This is a genomic window from Motilibacter deserti (assembly GCF_011250635.1).
GTDB lineage: Bacteria > Actinomycetota > Actinomycetes > Motilibacterales > Motilibacteraceae > Motilibacter_A > Motilibacter_A deserti.
On sequence record NZ_JAANNP010000011.1, the window covers coordinates 21,109 to 40,016 of the forward strand.

Here is an 18,908-nt window from a genome sequence, read left to right on the forward strand (position 1 = left end):
CATGCGCTCGACGTCACGGGAACGCCGATGAGCACGGCCGCGCCCGAGGTCGCCAGCCTGCTGCGTGTCACCGTGCTCTTCCGCGGCCGTCGCGCCGACCTGGCCGTGCCCGGCGTGGTCCCGGTGTGCGACCTCCTGCCCGAGCTCGCGGCCGCGGTGTCGGCGCTGGACCCCTACTCGGTCCACGGCGGCTACCGCCTGGTCCGGGCCGACGGCTCGGTGCTGCTGCCCGAGACCGGGCTGACCGCGCAGGGTGTCGAGGACGGGGCGCAGCTGACCGTCGAGCCGGGCGTGGACGTCGCACCGGCGCGGGTCTACGACGACGTCGTCGAGGCGGTCGCCGACACGGTTCAGAAGGCCGAGCGGCCGTGGGACAGTGCGGCCAGCAGGACGACCGCGCTCGCCGCGTCCGCGCTGCTCCTGCTGCTCGGGTCGGTCGCGCTCGGCCTCGAGCGCCACGTCGGCCTTCCGGTCACCGCGGTCACCGGGTCGCTCGCCCTGCTCCTCGTCGTCGCGGCGGCCGTGCTCGCGCGTACGTCCGACGAGCCGCAGGCCGCCACTGTGGTCGCCTGGTCCGCCGTCCCGTACGCGGCCGTCGCCGGCCTGGCCGGCGCCCCGGACGAGCCGGTGAGCCGCCTGCCGCTCGCGCTCGCGGGCGCCGGTGTGCTCGTCGCCGCCCTGGCCGGGATCGGTGCGCTCCGATCGACCCGGGTCGCACTGCTGCCGGCGGCGGTGGTCGGCACGGCGGGGCTGGCTGCCGGCGTCGCCCTCGCGGCGACGTCCTGGCCGACGGCGCGCGTGGTCGCCGTGGTGCTGGTCGTCGCGGTGCTGCTCGGCAGCGCGGTCCCGGCCCTCGCGCTCGCGGCTGCGCGCGTACGCGCCCCCGCTCCGCGCAGCGACTCCGAGATCGTCGCCGACCCCGAGCCCGTCGACCCGGCTGACGTCACCCGTCAGGTACGCCTCGGGCGCAGCCTGCAGGTGGCGCTGGCCGTCGCGTCGGGCCTGCTCGCGGTGCTCAGCGCGCCCTTCGTCGTACGCCTCGGCGTCTCCGGGCTGCTCCTCGGCGTCGTCGCCTGCGCCGTCGTGCTGCTGCGGACCCGGCAGTACCGCGCGCTGCGCGACGTGTCGGTGGGCATGGCCTGCGGGATCGCCGGCCTCGTCGCGCTGGCCGTGGCCGCCGTCGTCGTGCACCCGTCCTGGCGTGAAGCGCTCGCGGCCTGCCTCGTCGGGGTCGGGGTCGTGCTGCTGGCCGCCGCCGTGACCCCGCATCCGCCGAGCATCCGGCTTGCCCGGGCCGCCGACGTCGCCGAGGCGGTGGCGCTCGTCGCGCTGCTGCCGCTGCTCGTCCTGGCGACCGGGCTCGTCGCCGCCGTGCGCTCATGACCCTTCCTCGCCTTCGTTCCGCAACCCGCTCGACCGCGCCGCAGGAGCTGCACCGATGACCGTGCCGAACCGCCACACGCCCCTCGCCCTCCAGGCCGTGGGAGGCGCAGCCCTGCTCGTGAGCTGCGTCCTCGGCGCCGGGGTGGCGGTCGCCGACGGCACGCCCGGGCCGGCGAGCGCCGCCGCGGTCGCGGCGACCGTGCCCGTCGAGGCCAGCGTCGGGGTGACCGTCGCCCCGCCGGTGGTCGACGAGCCCAGCGACCCGCCGGTCGACCCGACGGACCCCACGGACCCGCCGGTCGACCCGACGGACCCGCCGGTGGACCCGACGGACCCGCCGACCGAGACCCCGGACCCGTCGGACCCGCCGACGGAGACGCCCACTCCGACGCCCACCCCGACGCCGACGCCCACCCCGACGCCGACGCCCGCTCCGACGCCCACCCCGACCCCCACGCAGCCGGCCGCACCGTCGCCGAGCCCGACGTTCGAGTCGCCGGCGCCGCAGACGCTGCCGCTGCCGCCGCTGCCCGCGGCCGTCGCGCCGACCAACAGCGCGGCTCCGGCTCCGGTCGTGTCGGCCCCGGCGTACGGGTTGGCTCCCGTCGTCCTGCCCCCGGCCGTCGCCGCGCCGGTGGCGACCCCGACCGCGGACGACGCCTCCGACGTGCCGACCGGGACGATCGGTGGGCGTGCGCCGGCGGGTGCTGCGGCCGACGCGGCGATCGGCGGGACGGCGACGTGCTCGGCCAGCGGGCTCACGTGCCGCGTCGAGACCGTCAGCGACACGTCCGTGCCGGCAGCTGCGGCTCCCGCCGCGACCGATGTGCTGGCCAAGACGGGCGCGACCGTGCCGCTCGGGCTGCTCGCGTCGATCGGTGCCGGGCTCATCGCCCTGGGCGCGTTTCTGCAGCGGCGGCGCGGCGGCGGCAAGCACGCGCGGTAGTCAGTGACGGCGCACGGAGGGCCGGCCCCGGCGGGCCCTCCGCGCGCTGGGAGCCCGCGCGCGGCGCGCGGGCAGGACGTACGGAGCATCGAGGGCGGACGTGGCGAGCAAGCGTGACCTGGTGGAGGCGCACGCCTTCAACCGACGGCGGCTGGTCACGGCCTTCCTGAGCGGCGCGCCCGGCGGGCGGGAGGTCGAGCCCGCGCGCCCGGCGCGGGCGGTCGTGGCCGGAGCCGTCCTCGCCGTGCTGGTGGTGGCGGGGGCGGCGGTCGCGGGCTACCTGCGGCCCGGGCTGCCCGACGGGTGGAACGACAACACGCTCGTCGTCGCGCGCGGGAGCGGTGCGCGCTACGTGGCGACGGGCGGGACGCTCTACCCGGTCGCCAACATCACCTCGGCGCGCCTGCTGCTGCCGGCGGACAAGGACTTCCGCGTCGTCCTCGCGCCCGAGGACAAGATCGCCGACGAGCCGCGGGGCAGCGACATCGGCATCGTCGGCGCGCCCGACGCGCTGCCGGAGCGGGACGCCCTCATCCAGTCCGGCTGGAGCTCCTGCGTCGACCAGAGCGGCCAGACCCGGCTGCGCGTCGACGAGTCGCCGGCGGTGGCCCCGGCGCCGGAGCGCTCCGCCCTGCTCGTGGACACCGGCAGCGACCTCGTCGTCATCACCGGCTCCGCGCGTTTCCGCGTCGCCGAGAACGGGCGCGCTGCGGCGCTGCGCGCGCTGGGCCTCGACGCGGTGCAGCCGCTGCGGGCGCCCGGCAGCTGGGTCGACCTGTTCCCCGCCGGCCAGGACCTCGCGCCGCTGAGCGTCGCGGGCGCCGGGGAGCCGCTGCCGGCCGGCGTCGGCCGGCCCGGGGGCCTGTCGACGTACGGCACGCTGGTCCTGGTCACCGAGCCCGGCGGGTCGGAGCGGCCGTACGTCCTCACCAAGCAGGGGCTGTCGCCGCTGAGCGAGCTGGCGGCCGCGCTCTACCAGGTCGGCCCGTCGGCCACGGCACCCGTGCGCCTCACCCAGGCCGACGTCGCGCAGCTGCCGACCGCCGAGCCGCTCTACCCGCAGGACTGGCCGACCCAGACCCTGACGCCGCTGACCCAGCCGGTCCCGTGCGCGCTGCTCACGAGCGACCCCGACCAGCTGCCCGTGACCACGCTCGCCGTCGCCACCGACCCCGCGGCCGCACCGACTGCGGCGAAGGAGGCGGTCGTGCAGCCCGCGCACGGTGCGGTCGTCCGTGCGGTGTCCGGGGGTGTGGTCAACCGCGGCACGGTCTACCTCGTCGACCCGACCGGCACCCGCTTCGCGCTGTCCGGCTCGGTCGAGACGGTCCTCGCCCAGCTCGGCTACACGGGTCTGCGCCCCGCGTCCGTCTCCCAGGCGTGGGTCGACGCGCTGCGCGACGGCCCGGAGCTCTCGTCGGAGGCCGCGCGACAGGTCGTGTCGGCGGGGTGAGCCTCTTGTCCCGTACGCGCCGGCGCGCCGCGCTGCTGGCCGCCGCCGCGCTGGTCGCCGGCCCGGCGCTCGTGGCCGGCCCGGCCGTCGTGGTTCCCACTGCCGCGCCGGCCTTCGCCGCGGAGCCGTGCGACGCGAGCCGCGTCCAGCTGATCCCGGACCGGCCGTACCCGCTGGACCGCATGGGCGCACAGCGGGTCTGGCAGCGCTCGACGGGCGCCGGCGTGATTGTCGCCGTCGTGGACTCGGGGGTCGACCGTCGCAACCCGCATCTGCGCGGGAGCGTGTTGCCTGGGGTGTCGCTGCTGCCCGGGGATCCCGACCCGCGCGGCTGGACCGACGTGATCGGCCACGGCACCGCCGTCGCCGGCACGATCGCGGCACAGCAGCTGAAGGGCTCCGGCTTGCTCGGCCTCGCGCACGGCGCGCGCATCCTGCCGATCCGCGTCTTCGAGGCCGAGGCCGACGACCAGGAGGCGCGGGCCAGGGGCTGGACGCCGAACGCCGCACGCATCGCGCAGGGCATCCGGCTCGCCGCCGACCGCGGCGCCCGCGTCATCAACGTCTCGATGAGCCAGCCGCAACCGGACGAGCGGCTGGACGCGGCCGTCGCGTACGCCAACTCCCGTGGCGCCGTGGTGGTCGCCAGCGGCGGCAACCGCAACACCGCGGTCGACAAGCGCGACACCCCGAGATACCCGGGCGCCTCGCCCGGTGCCGTCGGCGTCGGCGCCGTCGACACGAACGACAACCTCTCCCCGGACTCGATCCGCGGGCCGCACATCGACGTGCTCGGCGTCGGCGCCGGCGTGGTCACGACCTACCGCGACAAGGGCGACTGCCTCATCGAGGGGTTCGACGCCTCCACCAGCCTCGCCACGGGCTACGTCTCGGCGGCGGCCGCGCTGATCGCGCAGGTCTTCCCGACCGCGACCCCGGAGGAGATCGCCTACCGGCTCGAGGCCTCCGCCGACCGACCCGTCCGCGGCGCGCGCGACGACGGCCGCGGCTGGGGCCTCGTGCAGCCCCTCGACGCGATCACGATGACGCTCGATTCGGCGCGCCCCGGGCCGCCGCTGCCGGGGACCACGCCCGCGCCCGAGCCCAGCGTGCAGACCGCCGCCATCGACGTGCGCTCGACCCCCGACCCGCTCGCGCCGCAGCGGGAGCGGGCGGCGTGGCTGCTGCTGGGTGGGGGTGTCGCGGTTGCGCTCGCGTTGCTCGCGGGCCGGTGGACGGTGCGGCGGCGGATGTCGGGCTGAGGAGCGTCGCCCGGTCCCGCTCCTGAGCCCTTCCGCCCCCGCCTGGTCACAGCGGCAGGAGGAGGTGCCCTTGCTCGCACCGGGTGCCGGACGCGCCGGCGGGGTGGCCGTACTGGCAGGTCGAGGAGGCGCCGGGCCGTCGCGCGTGTGCGGGCCGCGGCCGCGCCGGCGTCGTGGCCGGCTCCGGCGTGGCCTCGTCGAGGGAGTCGGATCCTGGCGGCGAGCGGAAGTAGGCGCGCATGCCGGCGGCGTACGCCTGCGTCTCCGCCGTGCCCTGCAACCGGATGATCTCGGCGCTACGGCCACGCGCCCGTTGCTCACGGACGAGGTGCAGGAAGAACGCCTGGGCCTCGTGCTCCCAGCTGGTGAGCCCGGTGAGGTCGAGCACGAGCGGCTTCGCGCTGGTCGCCACATGCTGCTCGACGATCAGACGCAGGTCGTGGCTCTGCGCGTCGGGGGCGTCGCCCGACACCTCGACGACGAGCTCGTCCGGCGTCTCGTGGGCCCGCACCCGAGCGAAGCCGCTCGTCTCCGTCACGACGGGTCCTTTCCGAACCCGATCACACCCTCACGGAGGACGCGACGGGCCTGCGACAAGGCCGTTGCGGCGACCGCGGCGTCGGCGTAGACGGGGAGCCGGTCCTGCTGGCCATGGCTCCGGATGTGCCGCGCGAGCACACCTTCGGGGGAGTCGAGCACGACGAGGCGCCGGCCCTTCCACTTCGCCCGGGACCGGCCGCGGACGAGGGCCCAGAACGCCGAGTCGGGGAAGGCGGTCACGCCGTGCGCGTCGATCATCACGTCACGGCGGTCGTCGTGGGCGTTCACCGCGTCGAGCACGACCGAGGCCAGCCGCTGCGCGTCTGCCTCGAGCACGTCACCCCCGACGGCGAGGACGTTCTCGGAGGAGGTGTCACGGCGCTCCGTACGCATCCCGGCACCTGCCGGTGCGGGATGAGCGAGGCCATTGACCAGAGCAGGTGTGCGTGCCACGTGGGCCGCCCGTCTCCCCCCGGCGAGCGGAGGGTCTACGTCCCACGATGGGACGCGCTCGTCACGGTACGCGTGTTCGGGCTGCGGGGCCAGGCAGCGCAGGCGGATCCCCCGCTCTGGGCGGGCTGCCGAGCTGTCGCCGGTACTCTTGCGCCGGGTCTCGATCACGCCGAGTCCTCGTGCGGGTCCTCCCACGGGCGGCTTCGCCGGGTTCGAGGGCCGGTCGGGCCGCTAGCTCAATTGGCAGAGCAGCGGACTTTTAATCCGCGGGTTCAGGGTTCGATCCCCTGGCGGCCCACCCCGTGTCACCGCAGTCCGGTCGCACTCACGAAGCTGCCAGCTGCGCCACGTTCCCCAGCAGCCCCCGGGCCCTCGGCAGCACCAGCTCGTCCGCCGGCACCGGCCGACCGTAGTGATACCCCTGCGCAAGATCACACCCCAGCGCGATCAGCGCGTCGCGCTGCGCCTCGGTCTCCACCCCCTCGGCGACGCTGACCAGCCCCATGGCACCGGCGAGGTGGATGCAGCTGGCGACGATGGCGCGGTCTCCGGCGTCCTCGGTCATCCCGGCGACGAAGGACCGGTCGATCTTCAGCTCGTCGACGGGGAAGCGGCGCAGGTAGGCCAGGCTCGCGTACCCCGTCCCGAAGTCGTCGACGGCGACCGTCGCGCCGAGGGCCTTGAAGGCGGTGAGCGTCGTCATGGCGGTGACGGGGTCGCTCATGAGCGCGGTCTCGGTGATCTCCAGCACCAGCCGGGAGGCGGGTACGCCGCGGCGGGCGAGCGCGGTGGTGACCCAGTCGCGCAGGCCGGGGTCGGCGAGCTGGCGGGCGGAGAGGTTGACCGAGACCTGCAGGTCGACGCCCTGGTCCTGCCACCGGGCCGCCTGCGCGACGGCCTCCTCGAGGACCCAGGCTCCGAGCTCGCGGATGAGGCCGGACTCCTCGGCGACGTTGATGAACTCGCCGGGCGCGAGGAGGCCGCGGACGGGGTGCGCCCAGCGGACGAGCGCCTCGACCCCGGCCATGCGCCCGTCGGCGAGGTCGAAGCGTGGCTGGTAGTGCAGCCGGAGCTGCCCGTCGTTGACGGCGTGACGGAGCTGCTCGAGCAGCCGGAGCCGGTCGGCCGTGTCGTCGCGCGCGGCCGGGTCGTGCACCTCCCAGCCGCTGCGCCCGCTGGCCTTGGCGCGGTACATCGCCGCGTCGGCGTGCTGGAGCAGGGCGTCGGCGGCGGCGGCGGGGGCGGCCACGAGCGCGGCGGGGTCCTCGTCGCCCGCGACGGCGATGCCGGCGCTCGCGGAGACGACGACCTCGACGCCGCGGATGACGATGGGGACGGCGAGGGCCGCGAGCAGGCGCTGCGCCAGGCCCGCGGCCTCCTCGGGCCCGGTCACCTCGTCCAGGACGACGAACTCGTCCCCGGCCAGCCGCGCGACGAGCGCACCGGCGCGTACGGCCGCCTTCAGCCGCGCGGCGACCTCGACGAGCAGCTCGTCGCCTCCGGCGTGGCCGGTGCTGTCGTTCACGGCCTTGAAGCCGTCGAGGTCGATGAAGACCACGGCCGGCGTGGTCGCGCGCCCGGCCGCAGGTACGCCGCCCCGCAACTGTCGGGCGCCGTGGCCGGCCAGCGCGGTGTGCAGCGCGGCGAGCAGCCCGGGCCGGTTGGCGAGGTCGGTGAGCGCGTCGTGGTGCACGAGGTGCTGCAGCCCGGCCTCGGCGCGGGCGCGGCGGGCCTCGGAGGCCTCCGCCCGTCGGCGGGCTGCGAGCAGGTCCTCCTCGTAGCGGCGCCGCTCGGTGGCGCTGAACAGCGCGACCGCGACGTACGCCTCGCCTTTCTCGTCCTCGACGCGATGCGCCGTCAGGAGGGCGGCGAGCCGCTGCCGGTCGGCGCCGACCAGCTGGACGACGACCTCCTCGACCCGTCCGGTGACCTCGAGCTTGGGGAGCGCAGAGGTGGTCCAGAGGATGCGATCGCCGACGGGGAGCAGGGCGCTCAGCGGCGTGCCGACGACGTCCTCACGGCGGTGGCCGCTCCAGCCGGTGAAGGTGTCGTTGGCGTCCAGGATCGTCGCAGCGGTCGCGTCCAGCACCAGGTGCGCGCAGGGGGAGCGCTGCCACAGCAGGCGCTCGGCGTCGCCGCCGGGGGACGTCACGCCGCTCCGGTGGGGCGTGCAGCCGCGCGGCGCGCGAGGTGTGCGCGGATGGCGGCAGCCGTCTCGTCCGGAGCGCTGACGTGCGGGCAGTGGCCGGTGGCCTCGAGCCGGACCAGGTCTCCCTGCGGCAGGCTGGCCGCGACCGCGTCGCCGACCTCGAGAGGCGCCAGCGCGTCGTGCCGGCACTGCAGCACGAGGGCGGGCACGTCGACGCGCGGCAGCACCGCGCGGGTGTCGGTGAGGAAGAGCGTCCGGGCGAAGGTACGGGCCGCGTCGGGATGCGTGCCGACGAAGCCGCGCTCGAGCTCGGCCGCGAGCTCGGGGGCGTCGGGGTTGCCCATGACGACGGGGGCCATGGCCGCGGACCAGGCGTAGTAGTTGCTGTCCAGGGACTCCAGCAGTTCGTGGATGTCCTCGAGCGAGAAGCCGCCGGTGTACCCCGTCTCCGGGTCGTCGACGTAGCGCGGCGAGGGCGCGAGAAGCACCAGCCCGGCGAAGCGGCCCGGGTCGGCGGCGGCGGCGAGAACGGCCACCATCGCGCTCACGGAATGCCCGACGAGCGTGACGTCGCGCAGGTCCAGCGCGGCGCAGATGTCGAGGACGTCCTCGGCGTAGCCGCCGAGCCGCCCGTGGCGCTCGTGGTCGAAGGCCGACAGGTCCGAGCGGCCGGAGCCGAGGTGGTCGAAGAGGACGACGCGGTGGTCGGGGAAGTGCGGCACGAGCCGGCGCCAGGCGTCCTGGCCGGTGCCGAAGCCGTGGGACAGCAGGAGGACCGGGCCGTCCGGGCTTCCGGCCTCGGTCACCGCGTGGCGGGCGAGGACGGCCGCGGGGTCGCGGGGGGCCGGCCGCGGCGCGGGCACCACGGCCGGGACCAGGGCTCCGGATTTCGCAGCGTCGAGGGCCTGGTCTTCGGTGACAGCGGTCACGACGTCCTCCATCGTCGGGAGGGCCGCGGCGTTGGTCGGCCGATCGACACCCTCGTCTCCCCAGTCGGCAGGTCCGCGGAGGCACTTGAGCCGAATGCCGCATCCTCCGGCGACCGGGCGTGGCGCGCGCGTCGGCACGACGAACCGGGCCCCGAGGGGGTGTCGTTCGCCCGCTCGCAGTCGTACGGTGGCGGTGCCGGCGGCCGAGCCGAGGACGAGCCCGGCGCGGCCCGTGGCAGCGCCGATCCCGCACGCCCTCGCGGAGGCCTCGATGCCCCTTCAGAACCGCCTGGCCGCCGAGTTCCTCGGCACGTTCTGGCTCGTCCTCGGAGGGTGCGGCGCGGCGGTCATCGCCGCCGGCGTGCCCGACGTGGGGATCGGCCTGCTCGGGGTCTCGCTCGCTTTCGGCCTCACCGTCCTCACGATGGCGTACGCCGTCGGCCACATCTCCGGCGGCCACTTCAACCCGGCGGTGACCGTCGGGCTCACGCTGGCCCGCCGGTTCGAGCGCCGCGACGTGCTGCCGTACGTCGTCACCCAGGTGATCGCGGCCGTGGCCGCGGCGGGGGTGCTCGCGGCCATCGCGAACGGGCGTCCCGGCTTCTCGGTCGACGAGTCCGGGTTCGCGGCCAACGGCTACGGCGATCATTCACCGCAGGGGTATTCGCTGACCGCGGCGCTCGTCACGGAGATCGTCATGACCGCGGCCTTCCTGTTCGTCATTCTGGGCGTGACGGACCGGCGCGCGCCGAAGGGGTTCGGGCCGCTGGCGATCGGCCTGGCGCTGACCCTGATCCACCTGGTGTCGATCCCGGTCACCAACACGTCGGTGAACCCCGCCCGCTCGACCGGGCCGGCGCTGATCCTGGGCGACTGGGCGATCGAGCAGTTGTGGCTCTTCTGGCTGGCTCCCTTGCTGGGGGCGGTGATCGCCGGGCTGGCCTACCCGTTCGTCACCGGCGCGTACGGTGCGCAGGCCAGCGCCGAGGAAGGCCAGGACCCGACGGCGGCGACCGTCCCGGCGCAGGACGACAAGCGCCCCCGGCCCCGGCGGCACGCGACAGGACGCGCAGGGCAGGAGGGGCGCTGAGCCTCCCGCTTCACGGCAATTCCATGTCCGCGGGCGATATTCGCCGTCGGTTGTGGATTGTGCAAGGGGATGAATCGGCACCGAATGCGTCATTGCGGCTCCTCGGTGTGCCGGATTCTGGTAGGACACCACGGGTGCGGACCGGCCGGCGGGAGACCGATCGCCCGTCAGGGGACAGGGGCGACAGAGCCGGAGGACAGCCGCGCCGGACGAGGGAGGGCCCGTGTACGCCGGCTCCATCGCAAGGTCGCGACGACTCCTGCCGGGGCGCCGGCTGCTGCGTGCCGTGCTCGCCGTCGCGCTGCTCGGACTGGTCGTGCCGGCGACACCCGCGCTGGCCGCGGGAGCCGCGCCGCCGGCCGACGCGGTGGCCGCCGCGATCCCGCCCGGGGTCACCACGCCGGAGCTCGGCCCCGCCACGTTCACCGCCGGCTACGGCACCGAGAGCGCGGGACGCCCCGGGACCGCGGCCTGCCCCGTGCCGGCGGTGCTGACCGGCCTCGTCGGGACCGTCAGCGGCTACGTCCGCACCGTGGGCGTCGCGTGCCGGCGGGTCGTCGTCGAGGACGGCCGCGCCAGCCTCGGCGGGCAGTTCCTGGCCGGCACGCTCGACGCCGACGTGCCCGGTATCGGCGGGGGCGCGGTGTGCCCCGACGACGCGCTCGTCGTCGGCTTCGAGGCGCGCGCCACGACCCGGGTCGACGAGCTCACGCTGGTCTGTGCGCCGCTGCACAGCGACGGGACGCTGGGGGCGCGTACGGCCACCCGGCCCCTGGGCGTCGACGACGGCCCGCTGCGCGACCCGGTCGCGTGCGCCCCGGGGGCCGTGGCCACCGGCGTCGACGGGCGATCGGCGGCGGGGCTGGAGTACTTCCGGCTGGTCTGCCGGCAGCTGACGTTCGGTGACATGGAGCCCTCGCCGGCGGACCCTGGCAACCTCGCCTGGCCGCTCGCGACCGACATCAGCACGACCGGCCGCGCGACGGGCTACCTCGACGCTCCGGGGCAGGCGCGGTGGTACCGCTTCGCCGTGGCGCCCGACAGCACCGTCACCGTCCGCCTGCCCGGCCCGCCGGCCAACTACGACGTCACGCTGTTCAGCGACATCGGCAAGGCGTTCGACAGCATGTACGCCGACGGCGCCGGGTCGGTAGACGACCTCACCCGGCTGAGCGCCGAGTTCGCCGGGGACGCGTTCAGCCCGTCGGTGTTCTCGCCGTCGGTGTTCAGCCCTTCCGTGTTCTCCCCGTCGGTGTTCAGCCCTCCGGTGTTCAGCCCGTCGGTGTACTCGCCGTCGGTGTTCTGCCCTTCGGTGTTCAGCCCGGCGGTGTTCTCGCCGTCGGTGTTCAGCCCCTCGGTGTTCAGCCCGTCCGTGTTCTCCCCGTCGGTGTTCAGCCCCGAGGTCTTCCTCAAGGCCTACTCCAACGCCCAGGCGCGCACCCTCGTCGGCGTCTCGGCGCGTGAGGGCACCGCGTCCGAGGACATCACCGCCTCGACGTGGAACAACACCGGCTACTACTACGTGCGCGTGCAAGGCCGCAATGGCGCCTCTTCGACCGACCCGTTCGAGATCACCGCGGCCGTCAACGGCTCCACGTGCGGGCAGGTGCAGGAGTACGCGTCCGAGCCCACGCTTCCCGGCGGCAGCGGTCGCGCCACGGTCGTCCTGACCGACAGCGCGCGCGTGCCGGGGACGGCGGCGCAGAAGGCCCAGCTCGCCCAGAAGCTCGACGCGCTCGCCGCGCGGGTCGACGGCGTGGTCGTGGACCTGAATGCGAGCGCGAAGGTCCGCCGGCTGAACCAGCAGGCCGATGACAACCCCAGCTGCCCGTACGCGAAGAACCTCGTTGCCCAGGCGATCCGCGACATCGTCAACTCCTACCGCGACGGCGCCGGGTCGCTGCAGAGCGTCGTCCTCGTCGGGGACGACGCCGTCATCCCGTTCTTCCGCTACGCCGACCGCTCCGGCCTGGGCCCGGAGGAGGACTACGTCCCGCCGGTGGAGCACGACTCGCCGTCCGAGGCGGCCCTGCGCCGCAACCAGGTGCTCGGCCAGGACGCGTACGGCGCCGAGTTCGACGTCGCCACCAAGGGCGCGACGATGCCCGTCCCCGACCTCGCGGTGGGGCGGCTCGTCGAGACGCCCGAGGAGATCGGCCTGACGATCGACAACTTCCTCGGCCTGGCCGGGGGAGTGCTGCCTGCGCCCACGTCCTCGCTCGTCACCGGATACGACTTCCTGACCGACGCCGCCGACGCCGTCGCGGCCGAGCTGCGGTCCGGCATCGGCGGCACCCGCAACGACACGCTCGTCACCGACCAGGGCGTGCCCCCGAGCACGAAGACGCCTCCCGGCGGCCAGCCGAGCCGGAGCACGTCGTGGACCGCGGACGACCTGCGCCAGTCGCTGCTCGGGTCCCGTCACGACATGGTCTTCCTAGCCGGCCACTTCAGCGCCAACGACGCGTTGGCCGCCGACGACGAGACCACGATCGACACCGCGGAGATCGCCGCGGCGCCGCCGGGCCTGTTCAGTAACGCCCTCGTCTACAGCGCCGGCTGCCACTCCGGATACAGCATCGTCGACGGCGAAGGCATCCCGCAGGTCACCGACCCGCTCGACTGGTCGCAGGCCTTCGCCCGACAAGGCGCGACGCTCATCGCGGGCACGGGCTACCAGTACGGCGACACCGACTTCCTCGAGTACTCCGAGCGGCTCTACCTCGGCTTCACCCGGCAGCTGCGCACCGGCACCGGCCCCGTCGGGATCGGTGACGCGCTCGCCGAGGCCAAGCGGGAGTACCTGACGGACACCCCTGAGCTGCGCGGCATCCACGAGAAGGCGCTCCTCGAGGCGACGCTCTTCGGCCTGCCGATGCTCGGCGTCGACCTGCCCGGTCAGCGCCTGACGGTCGAGGACGACAGCTCAATCGCCGACCCCGTGCCGGTCACGACGGGGCCGGGCAGCAATGCCGGCGGCCTCGGCCTGCAGGTCGCGCAGGTGTCCGTCACACCGACGCTCACCCCGGTCGCCCGCCCGCTGGAGAGCACCGAGGGGCCCGACGTCACCGCGACGTACCTCACCGGGCCCGACGGGCTGCTCACCAACCCCGCCGAGCCGGCGCTCCCGCTCGTGAACGAGAACGTCTCGGCGCCCGGGCGGGTCCTGCGCGGCGTCGGGCTGCGCAGCGGCACCTACACCGACACCGACGGCGTCACACCGCTGACGGGCGCCCCCGCGACGGAGTACAGCTCCGTGCACGGGCCGTTCGTCTCGGCCGCGTTCTTCCCGAACCGCCTTGCCCGAGTGAACTACTTCGACGCCATCGCCGAGGGCAGCGCGACCGGCCAGACCCGGCTGATGCTCACCCCGACGCAGTACCGCTCGGACGCCCCCGGCTCGTCCACGACGACGCAGCGGGCCTACTCCAGCCTCGGCTTCTCGCTCTTCTACAGCTCGAACACACAGCAGTACGGGCAGAACGTGCCCGCGCTCAGCTCCCCGCCGAGCCTGTCGGGCGTCCGCGCCGACATCGACGGCAGCGCCGTGACTCTCTCCGCGCAGGTGGTCGGCGACCCGGCCGCAGGCGTGCAGCAGGCCTGGGTTACCTACACCGGCACCCCCGGCTCGCCGTGGCACGGCACCTGGTCCTCGGTCGACCTGGTGCAGGACCCTGACGACTCGACCCGCTGGACCGCCCGGCTCCAGCTGGCGCCCGGGCAGTCCGCGGCCGACGTGCGCTTCCTCGTGCAGGCGGTCAACGGCGTCGGCCTCGTCGGGGTCGCGGACAACTCCGGGGCCTACTACACCCCCGGCGTGGACCCCACGGCGGCGACCGTTCCCACGGCCCTGACGCTTGCCCTGCCCGCGGGCACGTCGGGCGTCTACGGAAGCACGCTTCCGGTCCAGATGACGCTGTCCGCGCCGCAGCGGGCCGGGCAGCCGGTGACGTTCGCCATCGGCGGCACCTCCCGCACGGTCGTCACGGACGCAGCCGGAGTGGCGCGTACGGACCTCCCGCTGCTGGCGGCGCCCGGCGTGCACGACGTCACTGCCGCGTTCGAGGGCTCGTCGACGCTGTCGCCGGCCGCGAGCGACCCGATCCCCGTGACGGTCAGCAAGGCCGGGACCAGCCTCGTCATCACGCAGGGCCCGGGTGCTCGGGACACGGGGGTGTCGGCCACGCTGACCGCGCGCGGCCTGCCGGTGCGCTCGAAGACCGTCTACCTCGTCGTGTCGGACGCGAGCGGCCGCGTGCTGGCGACCGTGGCGCGCGCGACCAACAGCTCGGGCACGGCCCGGCTCGGCGAGCTGCCGCTGCCGGCCGGACGGCTCACCGTCCGCGCCTACTTCGCCAGCATGGACGTCCCGCTGCCGGCGGGCGGAGCGACGGGCACCGAGGACGCGGTGTTCGCCTCTTCCACCGCGTCGGCGACGCTCGACGTCCTCGGGTCGCCCGCGGTCCTCACGACCGAGCTGCCCGCGGCGACGCGCACCGTCGCCTACTCGGCGGCCGTGTCGACGTCGGGCCATCCCGCTCCGACGCTCACCGCGTCCGGCCTGCCCCGCGGCCTCGTGCTGACCGGGACACCTGATGCGGGATACGTGATCAGTGGTACGCCTCTCGATGCGGGCACCTATCGCGTCGTGCTCACCGCGGCCAACGCCGCCGGCTCGGCGACGGTCACCCTGCCCCTCGTCGTCAATGGGACGTACGTGGTCGGCCGCTTCTCCGCGCCCTTCAGCGACCCGGGCGTCAGCGTCTTCTCGGCCGACCCGCGCGCCTGGGTCTTTGTGCGCACGCAGGCCCTCGGCAGCGACGGCCGCCCGATCCCGGACGCCGAGGCCCAGGCGCTCGCGAACGCGTGCCGGGTGCGCATCGCGGCACAGCCGGTCGCCGGGCCACCGGCGCCCGACGCCGCGAACTGCATGTTCTACGAGCCCCAGACCGACTCGTTCGTCTACTTCGCGTGGCACCTGCCGCTCGGCTACTCCCGCGGCGACTACGAGCTCACCGTCTCGGTGTACGCCCCGGACGGGTCGGTGCTCGGCCGTCACGCGGCGCCGGTCCGTTACCAGTAGCGCGGGATTCAGCCGGGGCACCGCTGGGGTCCCGGGTGGACGCGCGCCCTTGGTCGGGCGTAGGAATGTCGTCCGTACTGACAACGGAGCCAGTGCGCGCGACACGCGTCCCGGGGCCGAGGCCCGGGGCCCGCGCCGGGTGCAGGAGGGAGCGGCCCTTCGACTGCTGTCGGGCAGCGGCGCTGCCCGGTGCTCCTGCGCCCTCGCCCTGACCCCGTCTCTTCCCGACGCCGCCAGAGCCGGCGTCGGTGCGTCCGCGTGCGCCGGCTTGCGCTCGCACTCGGCCCGTCCGATCGGGCGGGCACCGGACTCGAAGACGAGGACCTGCAGGATGTGCACAGGACACACTCCTCCTCTGACCGCAGAGGAGTCCGACCAGCTTCTCGGCCGGCGCGGCCTGCTCAAGGCCGCTGCCGGCTCTGCCGCCGCCGTCGCCGCGACCGGTCTGCTGGCGTCGCCCGCCGAAGCGGCCCCGGCCGCCCGCGCGGCCCGCGTCCCGCGCGACCGCATCAGCATCCAGCTCTACACCTTGCGCGACCAGCTCGCGGCCGACCTGCCCGGCACCATCGCCGCGCTGCGTGACATCGGCTACCGCCGCGTCGAGCACGCGGGCTTCCACGGGCGTACCGCCGCTCAGTTCAAGCAGATCCTCGACGACAACGGGATCCGCGCCACCTCAGGGCACGCCGGCATCCCGCAGCCCTTCGACGCCAACACCTGGGGCGCCGCCCTCGACGACGCGGTCACCCTCGGCCAGCGCTACATCGTCCACCCGCTCTTCGGGTACGACTTCGGCGGCGGCGGTGCCGTCCGCAGCGCGTCCGCGTGGCAGGCCTTCGCGCGCGACCTCAACCGGGCCGGCCTCATGGCGCGACGGCGCGGCATCAGCCTCGGCTACCACAACCACCACCACGAGTTCCTCCCGCTCGCCGGGCACCCGACTCGGACGGCGTTCGACGTCCTTACGGCCACGACCGACCGCAGGTACGTCCACCTCGAGATGGACCTGTTCTGGGTGGTGCGCGGAGGCCGCGACCCGGTCGACCTGATCGCCCGCCTCGGCCGTCGCGTACGCCAGTTCCACGTCAAGGACATGAGCGCGACGTTCGACCCCGGGATCCCCTTCACCGACCCGGGAAAGGGGGTCATCGACTTCCGGCGGATCTTCCGGGCCGGTGCGATCGCCCGCACCGACGAGTTCATCGTCGAGCGCGACGACGCGGGCGTGCCGCCGCGCAAGCCCGCCGATGCTTTGACCACCGCGCGCGCGGGCTACGAGTTCCTTCGCAACGTCGTCTACTGAGCTGGTCGCTGCTCGTGGCGGTCGTGCCAGCACGGAAGATCGCTGATTCGGCAATCTCACTCGTTCGACTGAAAGCGAGGAACTCCGGCTCCTAGGCTGAGCGCGGCACGGGGGAGAGGAGCCGACATGACGCGCCGGTGTGTGGCAGTGCTCGCGATGGTCGTGGCGACGTGGGGCCTCGGCGCCGCCTCCACGGAGGCGGCGCCGAAGTCCTACCGGAACTGTGACGCGGTGCACCAGGACTACAAGGGCGGCATCGCGCGCAAGGGCGCGAAGGACAAGCGGCGCGGGGGCGGGTCCGCGCGCTACAAGCCGCACGTGGACACCGCGCTCTACACCGCGAACTCGAACAAGGACCGGGACAAGGACGGCATCGCCTGCGAGCAGTGAGGCGGGGGCGTACGCGCCCCGTCCGAGGGAGGCTCGCAGGGCTCGGCGTGTAGACCCGCGCGGCGGGGCACAGGATGGGGGGAGGCCGGGCACGGGCACGGCCGCCACCGCTGGCACGTTGAGGAGACCATGCACCGCGCGATCCCCGCCACCGCCCTCGCCGCCGTCCTCGCCCTCGGGGCGGCCGCGTGCGGCAGCGACTCCGACGAGTCGTCCGCCCCCGCGGCCGCAGCCAGCGCGGCCGCCTCGCCCAGTGCGTCGGGGTCCGCCGCCGACTTCGCCCAGGTGCTGCAGGCCAGCCAGGCCGCCACCATGGCCGCGGGCACCGCCCGGGTCGAGCTCACGGCCGGCGTCGGCATGGCCGGCCAGGCGCAGGACGTCAGCGCGACCGGCGCCTTCGACTTCGCCGCCGAGAAGGGCCAGCTGACGGTCAAGACCGGCATCGGCGGCCAGTCGGTCAGCGTGAAGACCGTGGTCGCCAAGGACGTGATCTACGTCCAGAACCCGGCCAGCCCCGGCCAGTGGATCAAGCAGGAGGTCCCGCAGGGGATCGGCGGCCTCGCCTCCGGCAACCCCGCCGCCGCGCTCGGGACGCTCAGCGCCGCCACCGACGACGTGCAGCTCGTCGGCAAGGAGGCGGTGCGCGGCGGCGACCAGGCCGACCACTACACCGGCACGATCGACGCCAGTGAGCTTGCGAAGGACCTGCCGCAGGCCCAGCAGGACCAGCTGAGCGCGCTAGGGCAGGACTGGCCCTTCGAGGCCTGGATCGACGACGAGGGCAAGCTGCGCAAGCTCACGCTCTCCGCGGGTGGCGCGGGCACGGCGGGCGGCGCGAGCTCTGCTCCGAAGCCGGCCCCGACCGACGACACCGCCGGGATGTCCCTGACGGTCACGGTGGAGCTCTACGACTTCGGCACCCCGGTGACCGTCCAGACGCCGGCCCCGGGCTCGGTGCGCGAGGCGCCGGGCCTCGGGTCGGGCCTGGGCGGGGACAGCGCGGAGCCCGCGCCGGCGGCGACCGCCGGGGCCTGAGGGCGGTTGGACGTAGGCGGCCGGCCGGCGCCCTTGGGGTGCCGGCCGGTCGTGTGTCTGGGCTCTGGGACCCCGCTCCGTGTGGCGCGCTCGTGTGGCGCGCTCGTGTGGCGCGCTCGTGTGGCGAGCTCGGTGTGGCGGTCGGTCGGCCTCAGCCTGCGGCGGGCACGGCCTCCACGGGGCTGTCCTCGACGGAGGTGGCCTCGACGGCACGCCCCTCCGCGGGGCGGGGAGCGGGGACGAGGGCCGCAGCCCCGTCGGCGAGCAGCTCGTGGGCGGCGCAGTCGTCTGCGGCGCGGGCGACGGCCCGCCGGCCGGGGCCGGACCAGCCGCAGGGGCACGTGGCGTGGGCGAAGGATCCGCGATGCTCGACCGTGGGGAGGTGCACGGCTCAACGCTACCGCGCCGCTCAAACCTCCTCTCAGGAAGTTCTTAGCCAACCAGTCCATCCGGACCAGCTCCTGGTCCGAATTACGGGGTTCGGGCTACACCCGCCGACTAGTTCCGCCACGATGGGTGATGACCCGGTCATGTCATGGTGGCGACATGGGAAGCGCACTAGCGTGGCGGCCGGAGGTTGATGCCGTGCGAGGTGAGGGAGGGCTGCGCGTGACCGAGCCCGACACTCGTGTGCAGGACCCGATGGCGCTGGCCGAGATCCAGCTCTTCGGGGATCTCGTCATCGCTGCATCGTCGAGCGACGGGCAGTTGAGCCAGGGCGAGATCGACCGCGCTCTCGGGCTGCAGGACACCTAGCCCCTCCGGCGCCGCGCTCGCCGGACGCGGTCGCCACCGCCCGCACGTCGCCTCGCCGCGCTGGCTCCTTCCGCCCTGCTCGTCACGCCGCCCATGGCTCGTAGCGCGCCGCCCCGGCTCGTAGCGCGCCGCCCCG

15 protein-coding genes and 1 tRNA gene are annotated in these 18,908 nt (G+C 74.9%); 11 read left to right on the forward strand and 5 right to left on the reverse strand.

Going from position 1 to position 18,908, the window contains the following annotated elements; translation table 11 throughout:
* Nucleotides 1-27 precede the first annotated feature (27 nt).
* The 4 genes from eccD to G9H71_RS13610 all read left to right on the forward strand — a co-directional run bounded on the left by eccD (nucleotide 28) and on the right by G9H71_RS13610 (nucleotide 5,044).
* A complete protein-coding gene (gene eccD, locus G9H71_RS13595) occupies nucleotides 28-1,383 on the forward strand; it encodes a type VII secretion integral membrane protein EccD (protein ID WP_166282725.1) in 1,356 nt (451 codons plus the stop codon).
* Nucleotides 1,384-1,438: 55 nt separating this feature from the next.
* A complete protein-coding gene (locus G9H71_RS13600) occupies nucleotides 1,439-2,329 on the forward strand; it encodes a hypothetical protein (protein WP_166282727.1) in 891 nt (296 codons plus the stop codon).
* A gap of 100 nt (nucleotides 2,330-2,429) precedes the next feature.
* Nucleotides 2,430-3,782 (forward strand): type VII secretion protein EccB, encoded by a 1,353-nt coding sequence (gene eccB, locus G9H71_RS13605; protein WP_166282729.1) that lies wholly within the window; start codon nucleotides 2,430-2,432, stop codon nucleotides 3,780-3,782.
* Nucleotides 3,779-5,044: a S8 family serine peptidase gene (locus G9H71_RS13610; protein WP_166282731.1), complete on the forward strand. Its 1,266-nt coding sequence runs from the start codon at nucleotides 3,779-3,781 to the stop codon at nucleotides 5,042-5,044. Before eccB ends, G9H71_RS13610 begins: the two co-directional genes overlap by 4 nt.
* Nucleotides 5,045-5,090: 46 nt before the next feature.
* Here G9H71_RS13610 and G9H71_RS13615 read toward each other — a convergent pair whose 3' ends face one another.
* The gene (locus tag G9H71_RS13615) at nucleotides 5,091-5,582 is read right to left on the reverse strand and encodes an STAS domain-containing protein (protein WP_166282733.1); all 492 of its coding nucleotides are present in this window, start codon (nucleotides 5,580-5,582) and stop codon (nucleotides 5,091-5,093) included.
* Nucleotides 5,579-5,977 (reverse strand): STAS domain-containing protein, encoded by a 399-nt coding sequence (locus G9H71_RS13620; RefSeq protein WP_166282735.1) that lies wholly within the window; start codon nucleotides 5,975-5,977, stop codon nucleotides 5,579-5,581. The genes G9H71_RS13615 and G9H71_RS13620 overlap by 4 nt, the downstream gene beginning before the upstream one ends.
* A 285-nt stretch (nucleotides 5,978-6,262) precedes the next feature.
* On the opposite strand from G9H71_RS13620, the gene G9H71_RS13625 reads away from it, so the two are divergent.
* A tRNA-Lys gene (locus G9H71_RS13625) sits at nucleotides 6,263-6,335 on the forward strand.
* A 27-nt stretch (nucleotides 6,336-6,362) separates the two neighbouring features.
* Here the strand turns inward: G9H71_RS13625 and G9H71_RS13630 are convergent.
* Nucleotides 6,363-8,189: a putative bifunctional diguanylate cyclase/phosphodiesterase gene (locus G9H71_RS13630; RefSeq protein ID WP_166282737.1), complete on the reverse strand. Its 1,827-nt coding sequence runs from the start codon at nucleotides 8,187-8,189 to the stop codon at nucleotides 6,363-6,365.
* Nucleotides 8,186-9,049, reverse strand: a complete 864-nt coding sequence (locus tag G9H71_RS13635) for an alpha/beta fold hydrolase (protein WP_407939740.1) — start codon at nucleotides 9,047-9,049, stop codon at nucleotides 8,186-8,188. Before G9H71_RS13635 ends, G9H71_RS13630 begins: the two co-directional genes overlap by 4 nt.
* 337 nt (nucleotides 9,050-9,386) lie before the next feature.
* Between G9H71_RS13635 and aqpZ the strand changes: the two genes are divergently transcribed.
* From aqpZ to G9H71_RS13660, 5 genes are all read left to right on the forward strand, one after another.
* A complete protein-coding gene (gene aqpZ / locus G9H71_RS13640; RefSeq protein WP_166282741.1) occupies nucleotides 9,387-10,205 on the forward strand; it encodes an aquaporin Z in 819 nt (272 codons plus the stop codon).
* A 223-nt stretch (nucleotides 10,206-10,428) separates the two neighbouring features.
* Nucleotides 10,429-15,288, forward strand: a complete 4,860-nt coding sequence (locus G9H71_RS13645) for an Ig-like domain repeat protein (RefSeq protein WP_166282743.1) — start codon at nucleotides 10,429-10,431, stop codon at nucleotides 15,286-15,288.
* A 331-nt stretch (nucleotides 15,289-15,619) separates the two neighbouring features.
* Entirely contained in the window at nucleotides 15,620-16,591 is a 972-nt protein-coding gene (locus G9H71_RS13650) for a sugar phosphate isomerase/epimerase family protein (RefSeq protein ID WP_166282745.1), read from the forward strand.
* A 126-nt stretch (nucleotides 16,592-16,717) separates the two neighbouring features.
* The gene (locus G9H71_RS13655; protein WP_166282747.1) at nucleotides 16,718-16,981 is read left to right on the forward strand and encodes an excalibur calcium-binding domain-containing protein; all 264 of its coding nucleotides are present in this window, start codon (nucleotides 16,718-16,720) and stop codon (nucleotides 16,979-16,981) included.
* 129 nt (nucleotides 16,982-17,110) lie between these two features.
* Nucleotides 17,111-18,016 carry an LppX_LprAFG lipoprotein gene (locus tag G9H71_RS13660; RefSeq protein ID WP_166282749.1) on the forward strand — a complete coding sequence of 302 codons (906 nt, stop codon included), beginning with the start codon at nucleotides 17,111-17,113 and terminating at the stop codon, nucleotides 18,014-18,016.
* A gap of 151 nt (nucleotides 18,017-18,167) precedes the next feature.
* On the opposite strand, the gene G9H71_RS13665 is transcribed toward G9H71_RS13660, so the two are convergent.
* Entirely contained in the window at nucleotides 18,168-18,404 is a 237-nt protein-coding gene (locus G9H71_RS13665; protein WP_166282685.1) for a hypothetical protein, read from the reverse strand.
* A 221-nt stretch (nucleotides 18,405-18,625) separates the two neighbouring features.
* Between G9H71_RS13665 and G9H71_RS13670 the strand changes: the two genes are divergently transcribed.
* Entirely contained in the window at nucleotides 18,626-18,772 is a 147-nt protein-coding gene (locus G9H71_RS13670) for a hypothetical protein (RefSeq protein ID WP_166282687.1), read from the forward strand.
* Nucleotides 18,773-18,908 lie beyond the last annotated feature (136 nt).

What these genes read in the sequence shown, in the direction of transcription:
- eccD (WP_166282725.1), top strand. Translation starts at nt 28, where the DNA reads ATGAGCACGGCCGCGCCCGAGGTCGCCAGCCTGCTGCGTGTCACCGTG.
- G9H71_RS13660 (WP_166282749.1), top strand. Translation starts at nt 17,111, where the DNA reads ATGCACCGCGCGATCCCCGCCACCGCCCTCGCCGCCGTCCTCGCCCTC.
- aqpZ (WP_166282741.1), top strand. Translation starts at nt 9,387, where the DNA reads ATGCCCCTTCAGAACCGCCTGGCCGCCGAGTTCCTCGGCACGTTCTGG.
- G9H71_RS13600 (WP_166282727.1), top strand. Translation starts at nt 1,439, where the DNA reads ATGACCGTGCCGAACCGCCACACGCCCCTCGCCCTCCAGGCCGTGGGA.
- G9H71_RS13650 (WP_166282745.1), top strand. Translation starts at nt 15,620, where the DNA reads ATGTGCACAGGACACACTCCTCCTCTGACCGCAGAGGAGTCCGACCAG.
- G9H71_RS13620 (WP_166282735.1), bottom strand. Translation starts at nt 5,977, where the DNA reads ATGCGTACGGAGCGCCGTGACACCTCCTCCGAGAACGTCCTCGCCGTC.
- G9H71_RS13655 (WP_166282747.1), top strand. Translation starts at nt 16,718, where the DNA reads ATGACGCGCCGGTGTGTGGCAGTGCTCGCGATGGTCGTGGCGACGTGG.